A 17,926-nucleotide genomic window follows, 5' to 3' on the forward strand; every position below is an offset into this window, starting at 1 on the left:
CTAGCGACAATTTCTCGGTGAAACCGTGGCGGGGCGCTTCCTTCGTTCGATCTGTAGCCTATGGTCCGGCGGGCGGTATTGTTGGGGCTGGCTACGCCGAGACGCACGAAAACGTAAGCACCTTTACCGACCAAACGCGCAACGCGCGGCTGGCGCTGGCCAACAACATGCTGTCCGTTGTCGACCATGTCGATACCGACGGAACGCTGTACTACATAGCCAGCAACAACAATGGCTGGGACAAAAACAGCTCGGTGTACGTGGTTGCTCGGCGCTGCTCCGATCGAGGCTTGCACCGTTTTCCGAAAGGAGACCGGGCTACTTTTGCCGGCGACAAAGCCCACGACAGCGACGCCGGCTACGACGGAGTGGTTGGCTTGAAGCAGAAGCTCGGGGGCTGGGACCCGGCCTTCGTGAAGGCACAGCAAATAAGCGGCATGCGAGTGGAACGGGGCAATAGTTTGCTGGCGGTCTGCCGGAAATACCAAAACACCGTTCAATTCTACCACAAAACCACCGGTGTATTGCTCTCGACGCTTCGCCTGCCAGCCCCCGGAAAATGCGTGTTTTCTCCGTCGGGTGACTTTTGGGTGATAAGCCAAGGAACGGTGAAGCAATACGTGAACCGCAGCACCCGTACTACGCCTGATTTCGTCCTGCAGACCACCATTCAAAGCTTACAACAACCCGTAGCGTTGGCCATGCGCCCTAACGGCACCTTGTTGGTGCAAGACGGCGGCAACCACCAGCAGGTAAAAGAATTTTTGCCCAATGGTAAGCCCGCAGGTGTGTTCCCAGCCAAGCCGGGTGGCAACAAACTGAGCCCCGACGTTACCTTGTCGAGCTTCCTGTTTGTGAACCGCGAGAGCCTTGGCACCCAGGACACGACCAACAGCGACTACGACAAGCCGCTTGGCTCGCTGGATGTAGCCCCCGATGGTTCCATCTGGCTGCTCGACGCCGGCAACTACCGCGTCATGCACTACAGCGCCACCTGGAAATATCTGGGGCAATTCGGCTGGCTGCCCTGTCACTACAAAATTGCCGTGGACCCCAACGACGTCAAGCGGGTTCACTCCGACTTTATGGAGCTAGAAGTAGACTGGACGCGCCCGATTCGGGGAGGCGACCAAACTCAGCTGGCCCATCCTACCTGGCTTCTGAAAAAGAACTGGTCGGCTCAGTTTAGTCGTAAGCTCGGACCGTTTCTACACGTTGTGACTTATACCAGCAAGGGAGTGAAACGCACCTTCGCGCAGTGTCACGATTCCGATTTCAACAATCAAGGTTGGCAAACGGAATTGGTAGAACTGCCCGCTTCCGGTGTGGCCCGGCGCACTGGCATTCATATCGATTACGGGCCCAATACCGGCCGTAGCAAGATTATCTATCCGGAGGGTATCCGGTGGTGGGAAATCACCGACGACGGCGCTGGCAATAAGCGGCAGTGCGGCTACTTTCAAGCATTTGAAGGCTTCGATAGTCACAACAACCCGGTGTTTGGCCCGGTGCAGAAAAAGGTGGATTTCATTGCCGAGTTGGCCAAGCAAAACAACCGGCCGCTTAGCTACGGCGGGTGGAACCAGCAAGACGAATGTCCGGTCACGGCCGACGGCACTTGGATCAGCTTCCGAGCGCCCCAAACCAAAGTGGGTGCCTTCCATTTGGGCGGTATCAAGCCGGGCCAAACTAAGTGGAGTTGGTTGGGCTTGCCCAACAAGCTGATGACCAACATCCAGCAAATCGTGCCTGGCTTCTATCCGGCGCAAGGTTCCGGCTCCGATTTCGGGGGACACACCGGGGTAGCCGTTCACGCGGTGGGTCAGTACGTGGTGTGCAGCTACGACGGCCAGAATGGCTTCTTTTCCAACCAGCATTGGTTGTTTAAGCAGGATGGCACCTATTTAGCCCAGTACGGACGCTACAGCCGCGACCAACCCGATTTCCACGACCTTGATGCCGCCCCCGCCGGGTATGCCAACAACACCGGCTACAGTTGCCTGCTACAATCCGGTAACACGCTCTTCGAACTCACCACCGACGAAGCCTATTTCGGCGGCATTCACGTTCACCGGCTTCAGGTGCCGAACCCGGTATCGGTGCAGAACCAATAGCGCCGGCTACCTACGTTAAGGCTATGCAGTTTGGCAGTAAGCAGCAGTGGCTGCCGAGTACTCGCCCTTCTGCTAGTGTTTCGACTTCACTCCACCAGAAGTCTGCTTTGTGGCCAGCGGCCTTATTTCATTAAGCAACGTGACGAGCAGCTTCCCTGGCTCTTCCATGGGAATCAGGTGAGCTGAATGCTCGAACCAGACTCCTTTTTTCAGGGGAGCCTTCAGCTTGCTTAACCAAGCAGCCGTCGGCTCCGAGGGAGTGGTATAGTCGTGCCGTCCCATGAACATGAAAACCGGGATGGGAAATGAAGTGACGGGTTTGAAATCAACAGCCAAGAATTCAGGCAAAACACGGCCGAGCGTAAACAAGCTGCCTTGGTCGACTGCTGCCACATCCTGGCGGGTATACAACGGCGAAAGCAACGGTGCTTGGAAGTAATAAGACGACTCGTCGCGGTAAGCCGACAAGCCCCCATAGTACTGCGGCCACTTACGCGCAATAATGATTCTTTCGCGGGTAATGGGCTGGTTGCCGGGGTAAGGGGCAATTGAGCGCAGCTCTTTCAACGCTGCTTCATTTTTGTGGGCAGTGGCCTGCTCTAGGGCGTAGCGGAAGCTAACTTCTTCGTTGTCTCGCGTATTGATTACTTGCCCGATGCCAACGTAGGCGTAAAACAAATCGGGGCGTTTTAGGGCGGCTTTCATGCCCACAATCGTGCCCCAGCTGTGGCCTATCAGCACCACTTTGTCTTTGCCGTACTTCTTCTTGATAAATTCTGCCACATCAATGGCATCGTTCACATATTGGGCAATGGCGAGAGTAGCCCCTAGCTTGGTGGTATCGTTGGCTGCGTAAGTTTTGCCCGCGGCCCGCTGGTCGTAATGAACTACGGTAAAGCATTCTTCGAGCGGACGCTGAAACGTCCAAGATACCGGGGCCATAGGAGAAGCGGGGCCACCGTGAACAAATAAGATAATCGGGTTGCTTCGGTCCTGCCCCCGCACATACACCCACTGTTTTAGACCTCCAATACTAGTCTCGTACGACTCCTGCACCCCGTTAGGAGCTACAATCTTCCCAAGGTCCTCCACGATTTTTCGGGCTTCTGAATAAGGGTCAGCCGTACTGTCGTCTTTCCGTTGGCCCCAGGAGCTAATGGAACACATCAGCAGAACCATGAGGCAGATTAGCTTGCTGTGCGGGAATGATTTCAACTGCATAGTAATCTCGGTTAGGTTGGCAGAGAACGGTAGGCTTTGAACAGAAAGGCCATACGAGCGTTTCAACTAGCAGATAGTGGTTGTGGTCAGAGCGTTGCCTCCCCACAGTTATAAACTAGTTAAGGCAAAATTCTTGGCTCTACTTCTCAAGCGTTTTTCAAGAACGCAACCTGAAACCAGCAGTCGACCTGAGCAACTCAAGCTATGCTTTCAGTGAGTTGAAGGCCGAAGAAGATACAGCATACTGCTCCTTTTGCCCAACTGAATCACGTATTTTCTCAATCCAGCTAGTTTGTTCTGGAACCCTTTTGGTAGCCATCCTATCTTTCTCCTCCCTTCCAACTTAAGGGGCAGATAATGGCTCCTATTATCTTCACAGACAAACTTTTAGTAGATGTGAAACAGCTCCTTTCCTCTAAGACCATGTTCACTCAGCCTGCGATTATTTACAACCCTGTCACGCGCCAGCAGCTAACCTTTGTTGCAACAAGCCAGCAGGAGCTGATCATCGAAGCAAGCTACGGTACTGGAAGCAAGGAGCCTCTGCCACACTACCACCCCATGCAGGAAGAATATTTTGAAGTAATAAGCGGACAGCTCACGGTCCGCCTCAACAATCAGTTGAGCACGCTTCATCTTGGCGATACACTGCGCATTCCCCTGGCAGCGTGCATTCCATGTGGAATGCCGCTGCTTATCCTGCTACCGTACGCTGGACAACGCGCCCGGCCTTGCGAACAGAAGAGTTTCACCGAATCATATTTGCATTGGCTGAGTGCGGACAAGTCAATGCAGAAGGAGTTCCTGGCTTGCTGCTGGTTTCTTTATTGACGAAAGAATTCGACCACGAATTTCGCTTAGCTACACCTCCTCGTTGGGTACAACAGGCCGTTTTTGGCCTGTTGCGTCCTCTCGCCCGCGCTAAGGGGCTTCAGGCTATTTGCCGTCAATACTAGGTCAATACTAGCCTTATTAAGTATTCAGTAACGGCGCAAGCAGGTCAATAATAGCACACAACTATTTTCAAGCAGACGAGTAGGAAGAGGGCCGCATCGGCTTCACCTTTTATTCATCTGCTTATGCCGCGTTTTCTTTCTTCTGCGCAGTCCTATCTGTTGTTGCTCGTCACTAGCTTAATTTGCCTCTTAGGCATCAATTCTTGCGGCATCAGCGAGCAAGTGCAACAAGCCAAAGCGTTCAAGGATGCCGAGATTCGCTTGGCTTCCGTGGAGCAAGCTACCGTGGCGGGCATCGATGTGTTGCAAATTCGTAAGGTCAGCGACTTAAGTACGCTAAACCAAGCCCGCCTAGCTGCCGCTTATGCGTCGGGCAATCTGCCACTGCGCATGCTCGTGAACCTTGAAATTCGTAATCCCAACGACGAGATGGCGGCTCTCAACGGACTCGATTATATTGCCTTGCTCGATGGCAAGCAGATAGCCACAGGAAGGACGACGCAACGCATTGAAGTAGCTCCCAACGGCGGAGTAGCAGTGGCTCCTGTTACGCTGGAAAGCAATCTGCGCGACGCTCTAGGCGAGCAGTCGGCTGAGAACCTGGCCAATATGGCTTTCGGATTATCTGACCGCGGCCAAGAGCCTATGCGCCTGACGCTGCGTCTCAAACCAACTTTTATCACTAGTGGGGGCCGCTCTATCTCCCCTACGGGCTACATAGACGTTAACAAGGAATTCACTGCCCGTCAAGCCATGGATGCTATCCATCGGCGCGACTCTCTCAAACGTCAGCCTTAGTCTACGAGGTGTAACCTCGCCTGTTTAACCCTGGAGGCTTGTGAGGTTGGTTAGGTTGTTACTCGTCAGTTTCTCTTAACGGCCCACTGCACACCTTGGCCATCGGTTTCTACAATGAAGCCTTGGTCGAGGTATACAGTTTGAAAATGCTCTTCGAAGCTAGAAGCCGTTGTCAGATTTTTGCGCACCATCGTTTGGTAAATGGCAGGCAATTCGTCGACCCGGTAACGAACCTCATTTGATTCCTGACGGGCAGGTGCTGCTTTCTTTACCGGCGCCGTGCTACGTTTCTGCGCGTCTTTGTATTCAGCAGTTAAGTGTTTCTTGGTGATAGCCGAAACAATAGCCCCGGCCAAGCTTTTAATTTTGCCTTCGCTGCTTTTGCTGCGTTGGTGCTGAACCACGTACTGCACGTAGCCGGGTTCCACCTCTCCCCGCTCAATAAGCTCACCTACTGCCACGATGCTGGCTGCGGCCACTCCTGCTTGCAGCAAAGCATCTTCCCAAGCACTACTAGCCGCCAGTAAGGCCTCTCCTTCTCCAGCAGCCAACGACGTGAAACGGAACTTGATTTCTGCAACTCCCTTGCCCTGCCGAATTAAGTCGTACTCGAAGGGTAGATCTGTTTTTGCCAACTCCAGTTGCGCGCGGTCTAGCACCCGCAGCCGGAACAGCGGAAACTGTTTGTATTGCCCTTCCAGATTAAGCAAAGCCTTTAGTTGATCGACGGCAATTGTACGCGTGCCGAAAGCGCTGTATTCCTTGAGCAACCAGTAGATGCGGTACGAGTGGGGGCTTTTCAGTTTAAGCAGCTGCACAACCTGCGCCTTCGTGAAGTTGCGCTGCAGCTGCAGCAAGTAAGGCATCACCTCATCATTGAAGCGCACGTGCAGGGCTCCTTCCTCCCCACGATATTTGGCGTACGCCATTAGCGGAATCTTATCGAAGTCCGGATCGGAATTCTTGCGATTAGCTCGCCGGGCTGGATTGGGCCGCTCGATGTGCAGGATACGGCTCACTAGTTGGTTGCACATGCCTGCCACTTGCTGGTAATCCTTACTGCTCGGCCGGCGCCCCGACAAAGCTACCACTTCGGTCAAGGGAATACGCATTTCCCGGAATTCGCTATCGTCGCGACCAATGCGGGAAAGCATAGCCATAAACAAGCGCATTTCAACCGTAGAAAGGTCAAAACGCGCATTAACCAGCGCATTATGCTGGACCACTATCTTACTGACAGGCAGTTCGGGCGGAGGGGCAGGATCGAATAAGTTGGTTTGCATGGATAGTGCACCTAGTGGCTACCGGCAGTAAGTTCGCCAATGCCCCTAACTATTACAAGCTTGTTAGCTTGTAATAGTTATCCACAGTAATGGTAAGCTTTCGTGCTTTTGTAATAGATAATCGTGCTTCTGGTAATAGGGTAACGTGGTTTTTGTAATAGCTACCTCGCTTTTAGTCGTGGTTCTTGTAATACTTACTTCGTGCTTTTGGTAATAGCTCTGCGTGGTTTTTGTAATAGATAGTCGTGGTTTTTGTAATAGATAACCTCTTCAATCAATTATTGCACAGCTAGTTGCAACACCCCTAAACCTATAAAAGGTTATTAATAAAGGAAACAACTGGTTTAAACAGGTCGCTTCTTTTTTTAAGCATGAGTTGTAAAAGGTCTAGGCAAGGGAGGAAAGGACTCAGATAGCGGGTGAGAAAAGAGCGGGCCGCCGCGGTGTCGTGGTTTTTGTAATAGTTGTTCCCTTCTAAAGACGCTTTTATCTATCATTAAGTCGTTTTAGCTGCTTACAGGTACTATTTTCAACAATACTTTGAGGCTAATGCTGAAAGGGTGTTGCTGATATCTTTTCAGGAAAGCACACTTCTATTACCAAATCCACGACGTGGTTAGCGCTTATTGATCAGCTCATGCACTTCTTATCGCCACCTATTACAAAAACCACGCAGTCTGACCCTGTCTTGGCTATTTACGAAGCCTTTCCATTGCCTTTGCAGCCCGAACTTAACAGCATTACGAGTTCGTCGTGGTTTTTGTAATAGGTGCTAACTACGGCTGAATGAATATATCCTGTTTATGCTTCTCACAAGGAGTAATAACAAGCTATGGTCTTAGCCTTACTAAAAGTTGAGACTACCATTGATTCCATTAGGCCACGTAATGCACCTACTTATTTAACGTTTAGAGTCTTTCTCAATCATATGCAAAATGCACACATATGTGACTGTTGTATAGCCATTTAACTCTTTGAAACAGTTGCAGAAATTACTATTAGAGCTTATGCTAGATCTGCTCTTACAATGCTCATCAGCCATTTAGTTAATCTTTAGCGTTACTACTATCAAGATTGTATACTCATTATAGCCAACATCTATTACAAAAAGCACGAAGTGTGACGTCTTCTGTACATTCAGTAGCCCATTGATCATGCCGTGTCCTTCGTGCTTTTTGTAATAGCAAGGTGTTTGATGAGTTTGATAATGCAATAGCTTAGGCTATTCGTGCTTTTTGTAATAGCGGAGCGCAAATTGAAATGAAGCATTATAATAAATGACATAACGCTTAGGTCTGTTTAGTAGATGGTTATGATATAAGGCAGTTGCAGAGCCTATTACAAAAAGCACGAAAGTTAGCCTTGCTTTCATATGATGATTGTGAGCAGTAGGCGATTTACTGTGCGACCATTCAATCAACAGGTTGGTAAAAGCCTATTAATGGCAGTCTAATGGTGAGCTAATTGTGTTTTATTCTAATTTATTCTCTTGTCAAACATTCAGGTTGACAGTCATTTACTGTAATTCAATTGATTATGTATTATATGTATTACAAGAACCACGACATGATTTTCTTCTAGCTATTACAAGAAGCACGAACACCTATTACAGAAAGCACGAAAGATCTCTACAGATATCGTAATAGCAGCATACTCCTTCCTATTACAAAAAGCACGAATACCTGTTAATGAAATATTTTTTGTAATACTATTGCCGTACTACCCGCTACCCTCCCCTCCTATCCATTATGCAAGGAGAACTTTTCGTCAGTGATAAGCCGGAACCCATCAGCAAGCTGGTGGTGCAGCGCAACGACTTGGTCAATGCGCGTTTTGCGTTGACAACTCTTGAAATGCGGTTGTTCATGGCCATGCTCGCTCGCATCAACCGAGAGGATACCGAGTTTCACGAGTTACGAATCCCTGTAACGGAAGTGGTGGCTTTATCGGGGCGTCGGCCGAGCAGCAACGATTACCAGCAGTTGAAAGATATGTGCGCGCTGCTCGCTTCTAGGGTGATTTACATCGAACGGCCAAGTAAGAAAAAGACGAAAAGAACTGGCCAAACCACTGAAGAAGCCCCTAGCTTTTCTAACACTCCCCTAATGGCCTACGCCGACTACAGTAGCGAAGAGCGGGCCCTTGTAGTACGGTTTAACGACCGAGTGCGTGAGCATCTGTTACAACTCAATGACGGCAATTTCACCCAAGCGCAGCTTATGCAGTTGCTTAAGTTGAAAAGCGCCCACTCCTACCGCATCTACTGGTTGCTTAAGCAATATGGAAGCTTCGGTACGCGAACCATTCGGGTCGATGAGCTGAAACGAGTTCTGGATTTGGAAGGACAATACAAGCAATTCCCGCTCTTCAAATTGCGGGTTCTGGATCGGGCCCAGCAAGAGCTTTCGCAAACCAACCTAGCGTTTCAGTACGAATTGATTCGCGGCAAAAGCAACAGCGTAGAGGAAATCCGCTTTCATTTTACACCCGTTACCAGCGAAGTTCTTTTGCCTTCCTTACCGGCCACAGCCGACTGGCAAAAGGCGCTTCTTGAGGTGGGAGTTTCTGCTAGCAGCATTGCAACTATCGGTGAATTTATCGAGCGGGGTGAGATGGAGCCCGGCTACGTGCAGTACGTGGTCCAGCATCAGCGCAGCAAGAGCAGCGAAGGCAAAATCAAAAGCTTGGCTGGAGCTGTGTTCACCGCTCTCACCAAAGGCCATCTAGCGGATGAGTATCGGAAGGCTCTGCAGCGCCAGAAAAGTGTAGCTCGTAAGTCTTCTGGCACCAGCAATAGTATACCGGCCTCCCCTATCCGCTACCGGCTAGAAGAGGCCCAAGCGGCGTACGAACTAATGGCCCGTCAAAAGACGGCTAAGGGTGCTACATTTCAAGAGAACTTGACACTAGTATATCTGTCTCAAGGGTTCCGGCAAGAGAAAGACGCAGACGGAATAGAATGGCTGGTTAAAAGCATTTGACCTCCTACTCTAGTATAGAAATTCCTGCTAGCTGCTAATTAATAAGCACGAACCTTCATTCACTTTTTAGAGGTCAAGGCTACAGACGTGTTGGTGATAAGCCAAGCTTTAGGATCATAGTATAAATTCTTTGCCTTATTATACACGTTTTTACATTTATACGTACAAATGTAAAAACATACAAATGCTTCAACACGCAAACGATTAAATGTAATAACTGCTTAAATGTATAAACGTTTATATGCAATAACGTTCGTATATATAAACGTAATTGCACATAAACGTATGAAAGGGAGCATTAAAATGTGTTTGTGTGCATACGTATAAACGTTTCAATGCTTATATAGTCTTAACCTGATTAGATCTTGTTTGGTAAGCAGCCAGCAGCAAAATGTTTGATAACTCTTGATTTATTTATGAGAATACTCTACTACAAGATAAAGATAAACGTAAATACGTTTTTACGTAAAAACGTTAGATACAACATCTGCTTGTCGCGCAGATGCTGTTAAGATTGTATTCATGTATTATGCTAATTTTACGTTCATACGTATAAACGTAAAATAATATGTATGCATTGTCGTTTTGACGTCTTTGCGTAAATATTCTTTACTTGCAGCTACACATTATCATTTGTCTTCTATGCGAACCCTCTGCTTTTCTAACAACAAGGGTGGGGTAGGAAAAACTACCTCCGCTCTTAATGTAGGTTTGGCTTTAGCTCGACGGGGCCACCGAGTGTTGTTCTGTGACTGCGACCCGCAACGTAGTCTTACTATTTCATTTGAAGGAGCCGACATTCCTGAGCATGTTGGCATGCTGCTTATGCGCAAAGGCGAGTTCTCTCTCGACGATGTTCACGCCGTGATTCGGCCGGTGGGCGAAAACGTAGACTTGCTGCCGGCTAGCGCTGAAATGGAAGCTAACGAAGCTCAGCTTCCTGGTTGGGATGCGGAGCATTCAACCCGGCTGGCGGACATTTTAGAGATGGTAGCCCCTGAGTACGATTACTGCGTTATCGATACCAAGGGGAGCATTGGTACTCTCACTTGGATTGCCTTAGCTGCTACCGATCTGCTCTATATTCCAGTTGACCCTGAGTTTTATGGGTTCGAAGGGCTGACTAACTTAATTAACACTTGCACCCGTTTGCGGCGGCGCATCAATCCTACTTTGCAAGTAGGAGGCATATTTTTCACGAAGTACTCTCCGGCATACCGGGCTCGTTTGCGCCATGATGTCGTCGATTTGATCAAAGATCATTATGGCAAAGAGGTGCCAGTATTTCAAACCACTATACGCCAGAGTACAGCCATTCCGAATGCCCAAATGGCCGGCACTGGTCTGTTCGACTACGCTCCAGATTCCACGGGAGCTGATGATTACGAAGCCTTGACTGACGAAATTTTACTGCACCTCCATGCCAAATAACTCAGCCAAAACCACGCCGCGGCCTGCGCTGGACCGCTACAAAGACAAACCCCGGCCAACCTTATCGGATAACCCCGCTGGCACCCCACCTCCCGTACCCGTTATTGAAGCTCTGCTCGACACGCCCTCAAGTCGTTCGGCAGTAATAAAGGAAAGCCCACCAGTGGCTCCCTTACCACAACCTACGAGTAGGGGAGGGGGGAGGCCAGTGCCAACTTCAGTAGAGAGTACTGCTACGCCCTCGTCGGTGCCTGAGCAGGTTCCTTTCAATTCGCAGATAAAGTTTGAAACGTATCTACGGATCAAGCAAGCGCAGTTCTACGACCGAGTGAAGATCAAAGACCTTACCGACGAAGCACTCAACTACTATCTTGATCAGTTTGAGGGAGCGAATACACCGCTGCCGCCGAAGGTGTTACAGGAAGTACTTAACCAGGGCAAAATTAAAGGCTATAAGAAGCGTAGCTGAAGTTAAAGCAAAGCCGGCTTCTACATCTTAAAAAGACAAGCAGAAGCATGCTGCAAGAGTAAGCCTACCTGCTTACCTGAGTTCTTTACTACAAGACCCGCTAAAGGCTCAGTGAAACCATTACTTAGGTTTCGCTGAGCCTTTAGCGGGTCTTGTGGGATTTAAAAGACAACCCTCACAAATTCGAGAGAGGAGTGCTGTCTTTCTTTGTCTGAGCTTGCACGGTTGCCTGTTATGCCAGTCAGTACTGGTGCAAGAGGAGTACTTGAGCTGTATAAAGAACGATGGAGATCCAACTGAAGCTTTAGTGCCTCGAAGGAGGTGCTAGCAAGACTTGTGCAGAAAGAAGCTGTTTCATGGCAGAACATCATAGCGAGTAAAGTTCTAGAGTTGTATGCAACCTCTGTTTAGGGATTGGGCTCTTCCTAAAAAAGAAGCTCACCTACCCAAAACTCTACACTTATGAAGCTGCCTAAAGTTTTACTCGGTGCCATACTGGTTGGTATAACGGTGCAAACGACAAGTTGCACGAAAAAGGACGCGCCTCAACCTAATGGAGAGAACGTCAGCAAAAAGGGTAAGGAAGAAGCTAAGACGCCCGCTAATTGCCCGGCCTGTGGCATGGGATAAGTAAAGGAAACTCAACCTCAGCCAGTAATGGAAAAGCAGCCAGTCATTCTATCTTCGATTGCGTGTAACTTAGATGGAGATATTCTGTCGGCGGCATTTCCATTGCTGGAAGAAGGCAAAGTTGAGGCCCTGGAGTGGTCTTTTGACACCCTGTACTGGGCCGAGGAAGTTCCCGCGTGGTTTACGGAACTGCTAAGTGCCTATAGCGAGCAGAAAAGGCTAATCGGGCACGGAGTATTCTTTTCTCTGTTGTCGAGTAAGTGGACCAAGGAGCAGCAACAGTGGCTACAGAAGCTACAGCAGTTATCATCGGAGTTTAGCTTCGATCATATTACCGAGCATTTTGGCTTTTTCACGGGCCAAAATTTTCATTACGGCGCCCCTCTTCCGATACCGTACACTACGACCACCTTGCGTATTGGGCAAGATCGGTTAAGCCGGATCTATGAGGCCTGTCAGTGCCCTGTGGGGCTGGAAAATCTAGCATTTGCTTATTCGCTAGATGAGGTAAAACAACACGGCGAATTTCTAGACAAGCTGATTGAACCAGTAAACGGCTTCATCATTCTTGACCTGCATAACCTGTACTGCCAACTTCACAACTTCTCGGTTCCGTACGACCAACTGCTACCTCTCTATCCCTTGAACCGGGTGCGGGAAATCCACATTTCGGGAGGCAGCTGGGAAGCTTCGGACCGGGGACCAAATCAGAAAGTAAGAAGGGACACTCATGATGACTCCGTGCCGGAAGAGGTGTTTCAACTCTTGGAGCTGACACTAGCCAAGTGTCCCAACTTGAAATATGTGGTGCTAGAGCAACTAGGAAACGGCCTGAAAACGGAAAGTAGCAGAGTTCAATTCCGCCACAATTTTTTGAGGATGGAAAGCATAGTAAAGCGCAATGCCAATCACTTATGCCGACACTCAAACGAGTTGTTTTTACCAGCGCAGCGTATACCCCTAGGCCCCGCAGTAGAAAACGAACAGCTTCATGAGCAGCAGGTGCAGCTTTCACAGATTTTGGAAACAGCTTCTTCCCTAGAAATGGCTCGGCAACTATTAGCTTCTTCCTCGCTAGCTTATACCGACTGGAAAATAGAGAGCTGGGAACCATATATGTTGGAAACGGCCATCCACATTGCCCAAAAGTGGAAGAGGTAGCTTCAAACACTCGAACTTTTTATCGATTGATAGCCACTTTAACTGGCTTGGCAACCATTACCCCCGAAGCGTTTACAGCCTGCAAATAATAGAGGCCGGGAGGCAGTGAGTGTACTGGCAAAACAACTTGTTGATGCAAGAACCGGCGTAGCACAACTTGACCTTGTTGATTGCGCAATAACACTTCCACTGTTTCATTGACCTCGGAGTAAGAGACGGTGAGGGTCTGTTGAGCCGGAATGGGAAACGCAGTTAGCGAGGCATGAACAGCGGCAACTCCCACAGCTACCACCGGCGAGTACTGCACGCTGCCTTGCTGGTCAAGTTGCTTGAGCCGATAATAGGTGAGGGAAGTAGGCGGGGCAGTATCCTGAAAAGAATAGGTGCTGGATTTAGTAGCGCCAGTGCCCGACTGAAACCCGATTTGTTGAAAATCTGCGGCAGCGCTGCTTTTGCGCTCTATTGCAAAGCCGAGGTTGTTGTGCTCTGACGCCGTTTGCCAGGTTACTTTCACGGTAGCAGCCTGACGTTCGGCGGTGAAGTCCAGTAGCTCAACGGGTAGTGGACGGGCAGCCAGTTGCCCACGAAAGTGACTGGCTTGCGCAAAAGTTAGTTGTAGCTGCTGGGTAGCGGCATCATAGACGTAGCTGGTTAGTGCTTCTCCAGTAATAGCGGTTGGGGTTTCAGTTACGCGCAAAGTAAGAACCGTGCCTCGGCTCACGTAACCTTCAAAGGAAGTGGCATCTTGCTGCCAACTAATGGTGGCCCGCTTCGAGGAAGAGACATATGGCGTGCCGCCGTAGCTTAGGCTGGTACCTTCTTCGAAGAAGGCCTGGGCGAACGTATAGGTCGGGGTAAGCGAATAGAAATTCAATAACCCATCGGCTTGCAAAGGCTGGGGCAACGCACCGCCAGTAATCGAGGTCGATACAGTATCTGCTTGGGCGAAGGCTAAGTCCTGGAAATCGGATGTTGCTGCCACCAAAGCAGCTGAGCCGGAGGTAGTGACGGTGTGTACCGCTGGGCCTGGGCTTGTAGTAGTGCTAGGTACGAGGGCCGCTAGAAACTGAGTTTGGGCTTGCCCACTTTTGCGCACGAGCAGTGTGGTATGATTTTCAGCCGTGTTGTAAGTGGTTTCGTGTTGGCGAGTGGCTGTCGAGTAGCCGGAGGCACCATTAGTCGCCGTTACGTGCGCACGCAAGCGGGCCTGATTTTTCTGCCAGATTCCTTCATGGGTAGCTAGGTGGTCGGTGAAGGTACCCGTGACACTGGGGGTCGGACTGTTTTGCAAACCATGCCCGTGCAGTTGCCATGTATAGGTGTGGGGAACTGCGGCTTCCACAAAATCTGCCAGCAGATAGTAGGAATTTCGTACGAACAAGGTTTTGCGCGTGATGGAAGTTTTTTGCTTAGGATAAGTGGTCTGTACTTCTGCGTACGCCAACTGCGGCAGGTCGAAGCCATTTTGAATGGTGGCCTCGGCATCGTTAGCTTCTCCTGGAGTACCAGGGGCCGGACCCGCATCATCAACTAAAATCAAGTTGTGGTTGAGAGCCTGACTAACTTCGCCACGACGAGCATAGCTCAGGTAGCCGGCATCTAAGGCCAGTAACTCGCCGTGAGCGTGCAGAATAAAACTACTGGCATCGCCCTGGCTGTGGCCACCACCATTGGTTTGGGCGAGGCCATGCTGGCCGTACAAGTGCAGGTAGCTAGAGAGCGTATCATTGCCCGAGCGAAAAACAAGATTGCCGCTTTCTGGTAGTATCGTTAAGCTTGTATTGGACGGGTTGGTGGGCGTTAGGTTGGCGGCCAAATAGGCAGCACGCATATCCACGGTGATGTCGCGCAACTGAGCGGTCAGTGAGGTTAGACTGGAGCCGGAAAGCTGACTAACGTGCAAAGAGTTCAGGTATCGACTCTGGCCGGTAAGTGCCAACTCTGGCATGCCCATATCCACGTACGAGTCTTCGAGGGCTGGAAACCGGCCATCCGGCATTTGAATGCGAGTAATCCACTCGTAGAGTAGGTTGTATTTAGGATCGTAGTACGGGTTGCGAATCGAGCGGGTGCTAGCACCGAACGAATAATGTCCTCGCTGGTCGGGCAGGAAGTTGCCCATAGCCCGGAAAAATGGCAAGCAGTTCAGGAAAGCATACTTGAAGTAGTAAGGGCCCTCGGCATAGCCAGCAATAGTCGTGGAATCGGATTGGCGTTGGGTGTCCCGCCACAGCACGTTGTCGATGGTGTAAAGGCCTGTATTGATCCAGGTAAGGGGCTGCTGGTGCGTAGCCGTACCCGTTGCTTCATTGAGTACCACGCCTGCCATGCCCAAGGCCGCGGCCGTCATTAAAGCGTGGTTGTTCTTTACTTGGCTGTAAAATAAACCAAACGCCGCAGTAGTGGATTGGCGCTGTAAGTTGCTGGCAAACTCTTGTAGTCGCGCTCGGCCGCTAGCCAATGTGCTAGCCGGAACACCCGCTCCGCGAAGCAGGTCGTAGGCAATGAGGTAGTCGATCAGTTCTTTGGAGCGCCACTGCCATTCCGTGTAAGCGGTAGGACTATCGACCACCGTGTTGCATTGCGCAAGCAGGCGTATAACACGAGTCCGAAGGGTGTCCTGCTCGGTTAAGGGCAAGGCTTGAATAGCGCCAGCGTTTGGAGCACGGTCGAGCAAGAAAATGAATGCCATATTCTTGGCTAGCGTAGCCCGCGTGCGCCGAGCCTCAGTTGTGTTATTCGCGTTAGGTGCTGCAACAAAGGCACTGCTGTACAAACTGCTAAAGAGAGGATAAGCTACAGGCGTTGTCAGTGAAGCGCGCACAGCGGGTAAAGCTCCGGCCTTGAGCAGAGTTCTTGGATACGAAAAATCAGCTCCTACAGGCCGCCATGATCCAGACTGAGCAGTGGCTCTGTGAAATGATAATAAAAAGAAAAATGCAATTATTTGACTTGAAAATAATATCAGTTTTGTAAAAGAATAATTCAAAACAAATTGACGTTTGGTTTTCAGGACCGCAACATCAAGTCGATAATCTGACGTTCAAAAAGTTATTTCAATTAGTAAAAATGATGATTTTGAAATATAAAACCTTTGTATACTACTGCGCCTCTGGCTATGCTCATATAGAATATTTAATAACCATAACATGATGATATATGCGATTTAAGTGAGAATTAATTATAGAGATGAGTGCACGCAGTTGAACATAGATAGTAAGTTGCACCACTGAAGGTAAGCAGCCAAAGCAGCTAGGCTACTAGCAACAGGTGCAGCAGAGCATTCGCAATCAAGTCTAAGCACGTCTCTACAAAAGCGGGTGCTAATCAGATAGTACTGTTGCTAAAGCTTCTTGTTAGTCTTATCTGATACGGCAAGCGAGCCAGCGTTGCATGAATTTCTTGGTTGAGGATGCACGCAATTAAGGCTGCTTCCTCACATACTGCTTTGCGATAGAAGTGAGCCACTGTTGTATCGGGGTCTTCGTGGCGGCTGCTTAGCTCAACTAACGTTTGCATGCGCGTTAGCGGGGGCAAAATGCGGTGGTGAGTAGCCGACCATAAGGCAGGGGCTGTGTCTTCATCCTGCGCCATTAGTGCGCGCAGTTCCAGCAAATGCATCAGCACTTTCGCCATCGACGCCAGCAGCTTTTGTTCCAACTTCGAAAACGCCCGGGCTCGGTAATCAACTATGCACAAGTTGCCAATAGCATAGCCTTGCGGGGTGCGAAGGGGTGCCCGGCGTAAAACTGCAACTTCATGACCTCAATCATCCAGGGGTCAACTAGGGTGCAGGGGGCATCTGTTAGACTCTCGAACACGGTAGTTCCATCATGGAGAATGGCTACCGAGCACAAGCTCTCATGACGACCAACGCGCCCGGCCTCAGCCACTCCGGAAAAACTGACGACCCGAACCGTGTCCTTTTCCACCAAAGAAACTAGCGCAATCGGAGCCTTAAACAGTTTGGCCGTCAGGTGCACTAGGTCATCAAACAGTTCCTTGCCAAAAGCGCTCAGATGCTGGTATTGTTGGAGTATATCCAACCGCGCGTCATCATCAACGGGTATCAATGCGGAAAAAGAACTCATAAGCAGATTCCTAATAAAAGCCTAAAGCTGTATTTGGTACAAAGCCGGTAAATCCAGCATTACTACAGACTTTGAAATAAGTAACCTCTCCAACATCACTGCCAACGTCGTAATTTCTATTTTGGGTAACTCCACTGTTAGTTCTTACTACTGACTGTAGGCAAGTTAGGTTCGCCTTTTTGCCTTATAAAAATTCATAAACCAAGCTAAAGTGCACTCCCTCAGGTCACTTTAGTTTAGTTGGAGTAAACCGGTATACTAGCATCAGCGCGGCAAGAGCCAAAACCGCCACGTATCATCAATTACTATGTAAAGTTTATAAAGACTTGCAGATAAGTAGTTTAGGGCAGGTAATACTGGAGATGTGGACCCCATGGTAAGGGTATATTTAGTGCATGTAGAAAAAAAATGCACCCTTTTCAACAACTTATCGTTGGCCAGGTATGTCGACATCCCCTAAACGCCCGCGTCCGCGCAAACCCAGTGAAGTTGCAGCCCCTATCGTATCACATGCCGACCAGTTGGTTGCGCTACATCAGCGAGAAGAGGGCAAAACTGTTATGTATAAGCAGGATGCGTGGGGCCACATTGAAACCCGCTTTGTGCGCACCCAGAACGTAAAAGCCTGGGAAGCCAAAGGATTTTTCGTGCGCTAACTGCCCCGTTATCCTAAGTTAAATGCCTCAATTATGTAATTGAGGCTTTTTGGTGTGTCCACCCATGCCGGTCGAACACAGAAGTTATACACCTATATTTTCTGTGTTCCTCTAGCGCTACCGTGGGGTGAAGGT

The 17,926-nt window shown here is 49.6% G+C and carries 14 protein-coding genes; 9 read left to right on the forward strand and 5 right to left on the reverse strand.

All coding sequences use genetic code 11. The annotated features are described in order from the left end of the window. Positions 1 to 17: 17 nt before the first annotated feature. A complete protein-coding gene (locus MUN86_RS24160; RefSeq protein WP_245125978.1) occupies positions 18 to 2,114 on the forward strand; it encodes an NHL repeat-containing protein in 2,097 nt (698 codons plus the stop codon). Between the two features lie 72 nt (positions 2,115 to 2,186). Here the strand turns inward: MUN86_RS24160 and MUN86_RS24165 are convergent, their stop codons facing one another. Further along, positions 2,187 to 3,335: an alpha/beta hydrolase gene (locus MUN86_RS24165; protein WP_245125980.1), complete on the reverse strand. Its 1,149-nt coding sequence runs from the start codon at positions 3,333 to 3,335 to the stop codon at positions 2,187 to 2,189. 357 nt (positions 3,336 to 3,692) lie between these two features. Here MUN86_RS24165 and MUN86_RS24170 point away from each other — a divergent pair, with 357 nt between their 5' ends. Both MUN86_RS24170 and MUN86_RS24175 read left to right on the forward strand, forming a co-directional pair. Then, complete coding sequence (locus tag MUN86_RS24170) at positions 3,693 to 4,166, forward strand: cupin domain-containing protein (RefSeq protein WP_245125981.1); 474 nt, start codon at positions 3,693 to 3,695, stop codon at positions 4,164 to 4,166. 248 nt (positions 4,167 to 4,414) lie between these two features. Beyond that, complete coding sequence (locus MUN86_RS24175; protein ID WP_245125983.1) at positions 4,415 to 5,089, forward strand: LEA type 2 family protein; 675 nt, start codon at positions 4,415 to 4,417, stop codon at positions 5,087 to 5,089. Between the two features lie 65 nt (positions 5,090 to 5,154). Here MUN86_RS24175 and MUN86_RS24180 read toward each other — a convergent pair whose 3' ends face one another. Beyond that, on the reverse strand, positions 5,155 to 6,372 hold the full coding sequence (locus MUN86_RS24180) for a replication initiation protein (protein WP_245125984.1): 1,218 nt from the start codon (positions 6,370 to 6,372) through the stop codon (positions 5,155 to 5,157). 1,748 nt (positions 6,373 to 8,120) lie between these two features. Here MUN86_RS24180 and MUN86_RS24185 point away from each other — a divergent pair. The 5 genes from MUN86_RS24185 (at position 8,121) to MUN86_RS24200 (ending at position 13,044) form a co-directional block, all read left to right on the forward strand. Further along, a complete protein-coding gene (locus tag MUN86_RS24185) occupies positions 8,121 to 9,353 on the forward strand; it encodes a replication initiation protein (protein WP_245125985.1) in 1,233 nt (410 codons plus the stop codon). A 642-nt stretch (positions 9,354 to 9,995) separates the two neighbouring features. Beyond that, positions 9,996 to 10,784, forward strand: coding sequence for a ParA family protein (locus MUN86_RS24190; RefSeq protein WP_245125986.1), 789 nt, complete (start codon positions 9,996 to 9,998; stop codon positions 10,782 to 10,784). Beyond that, positions 10,774 to 11,253, forward strand: a complete 480-nt coding sequence (locus tag MUN86_RS24195; RefSeq protein WP_245125987.1) for a hypothetical protein — start codon at positions 10,774 to 10,776, stop codon at positions 11,251 to 11,253. Before MUN86_RS24190 ends, MUN86_RS24195 begins: the two co-directional genes overlap by 11 nt. Positions 11,254 to 11,715: 462 nt before the next feature. Continuing rightward, positions 11,716 to 11,883 (forward strand): chryseobasin-related MNIO class RiPP peptide, encoded by a 168-nt coding sequence (locus MUN86_RS32705; protein ID WP_441319123.1) that lies wholly within the window; start codon positions 11,716 to 11,718, stop codon positions 11,881 to 11,883. Positions 11,884 to 11,910: 27 nt separating this feature from the next. After that, positions 11,911 to 13,044 (forward strand): multinuclear nonheme iron-dependent oxidase, encoded by a 1,134-nt coding sequence (locus MUN86_RS24200; RefSeq protein ID WP_245125988.1) that lies wholly within the window; start codon positions 11,911 to 11,913, stop codon positions 13,042 to 13,044. A gap of 19 nt (positions 13,045 to 13,063) precedes the next feature. Here MUN86_RS24200 and MUN86_RS24205 read toward each other — a convergent pair whose 3' ends face one another. From MUN86_RS24205 to MUN86_RS24215, 3 genes are all read right to left on the reverse strand, one after another. Beyond that, positions 13,064 to 15,736, reverse strand: a complete 2,673-nt coding sequence (locus MUN86_RS24205) for a T9SS type A sorting domain-containing protein (RefSeq protein ID WP_245125989.1) — start codon at positions 15,734 to 15,736, stop codon at positions 13,064 to 13,066. 635 nt (positions 15,737 to 16,371) lie between these two features. Next, entirely contained in the window at positions 16,372 to 16,704 is a 333-nt protein-coding gene (locus MUN86_RS24210) for a hypothetical protein (RefSeq protein ID WP_245125990.1), read from the reverse strand. Positions 16,705 to 16,733: 29 nt separating this feature from the next. After that, positions 16,734 to 17,135: a hypothetical protein gene (locus MUN86_RS24215; protein WP_245125991.1), complete on the reverse strand. Its 402-nt coding sequence runs from the start codon at positions 17,133 to 17,135 to the stop codon at positions 16,734 to 16,736. Positions 17,136 to 17,578: 443 nt separating this feature from the next. On the opposite strand from MUN86_RS24215, the gene MUN86_RS24220 reads away from it, so the two are divergent. Beyond that, positions 17,579 to 17,791, forward strand: coding sequence for a hypothetical protein (locus MUN86_RS24220; protein WP_245125992.1), 213 nt, complete (start codon positions 17,579 to 17,581; stop codon positions 17,789 to 17,791). The last annotated feature ends 135 nt before the right edge of the window (positions 17,792 to 17,926 follow it).

It is taken from the genome of Hymenobacter volaticus (genome assembly GCF_022921055.1).
GTDB classification, from domain to species: Bacteria; Bacteroidota; Bacteroidia; order Cytophagales; family Hymenobacteraceae; genus Hymenobacter; species Hymenobacter volaticus.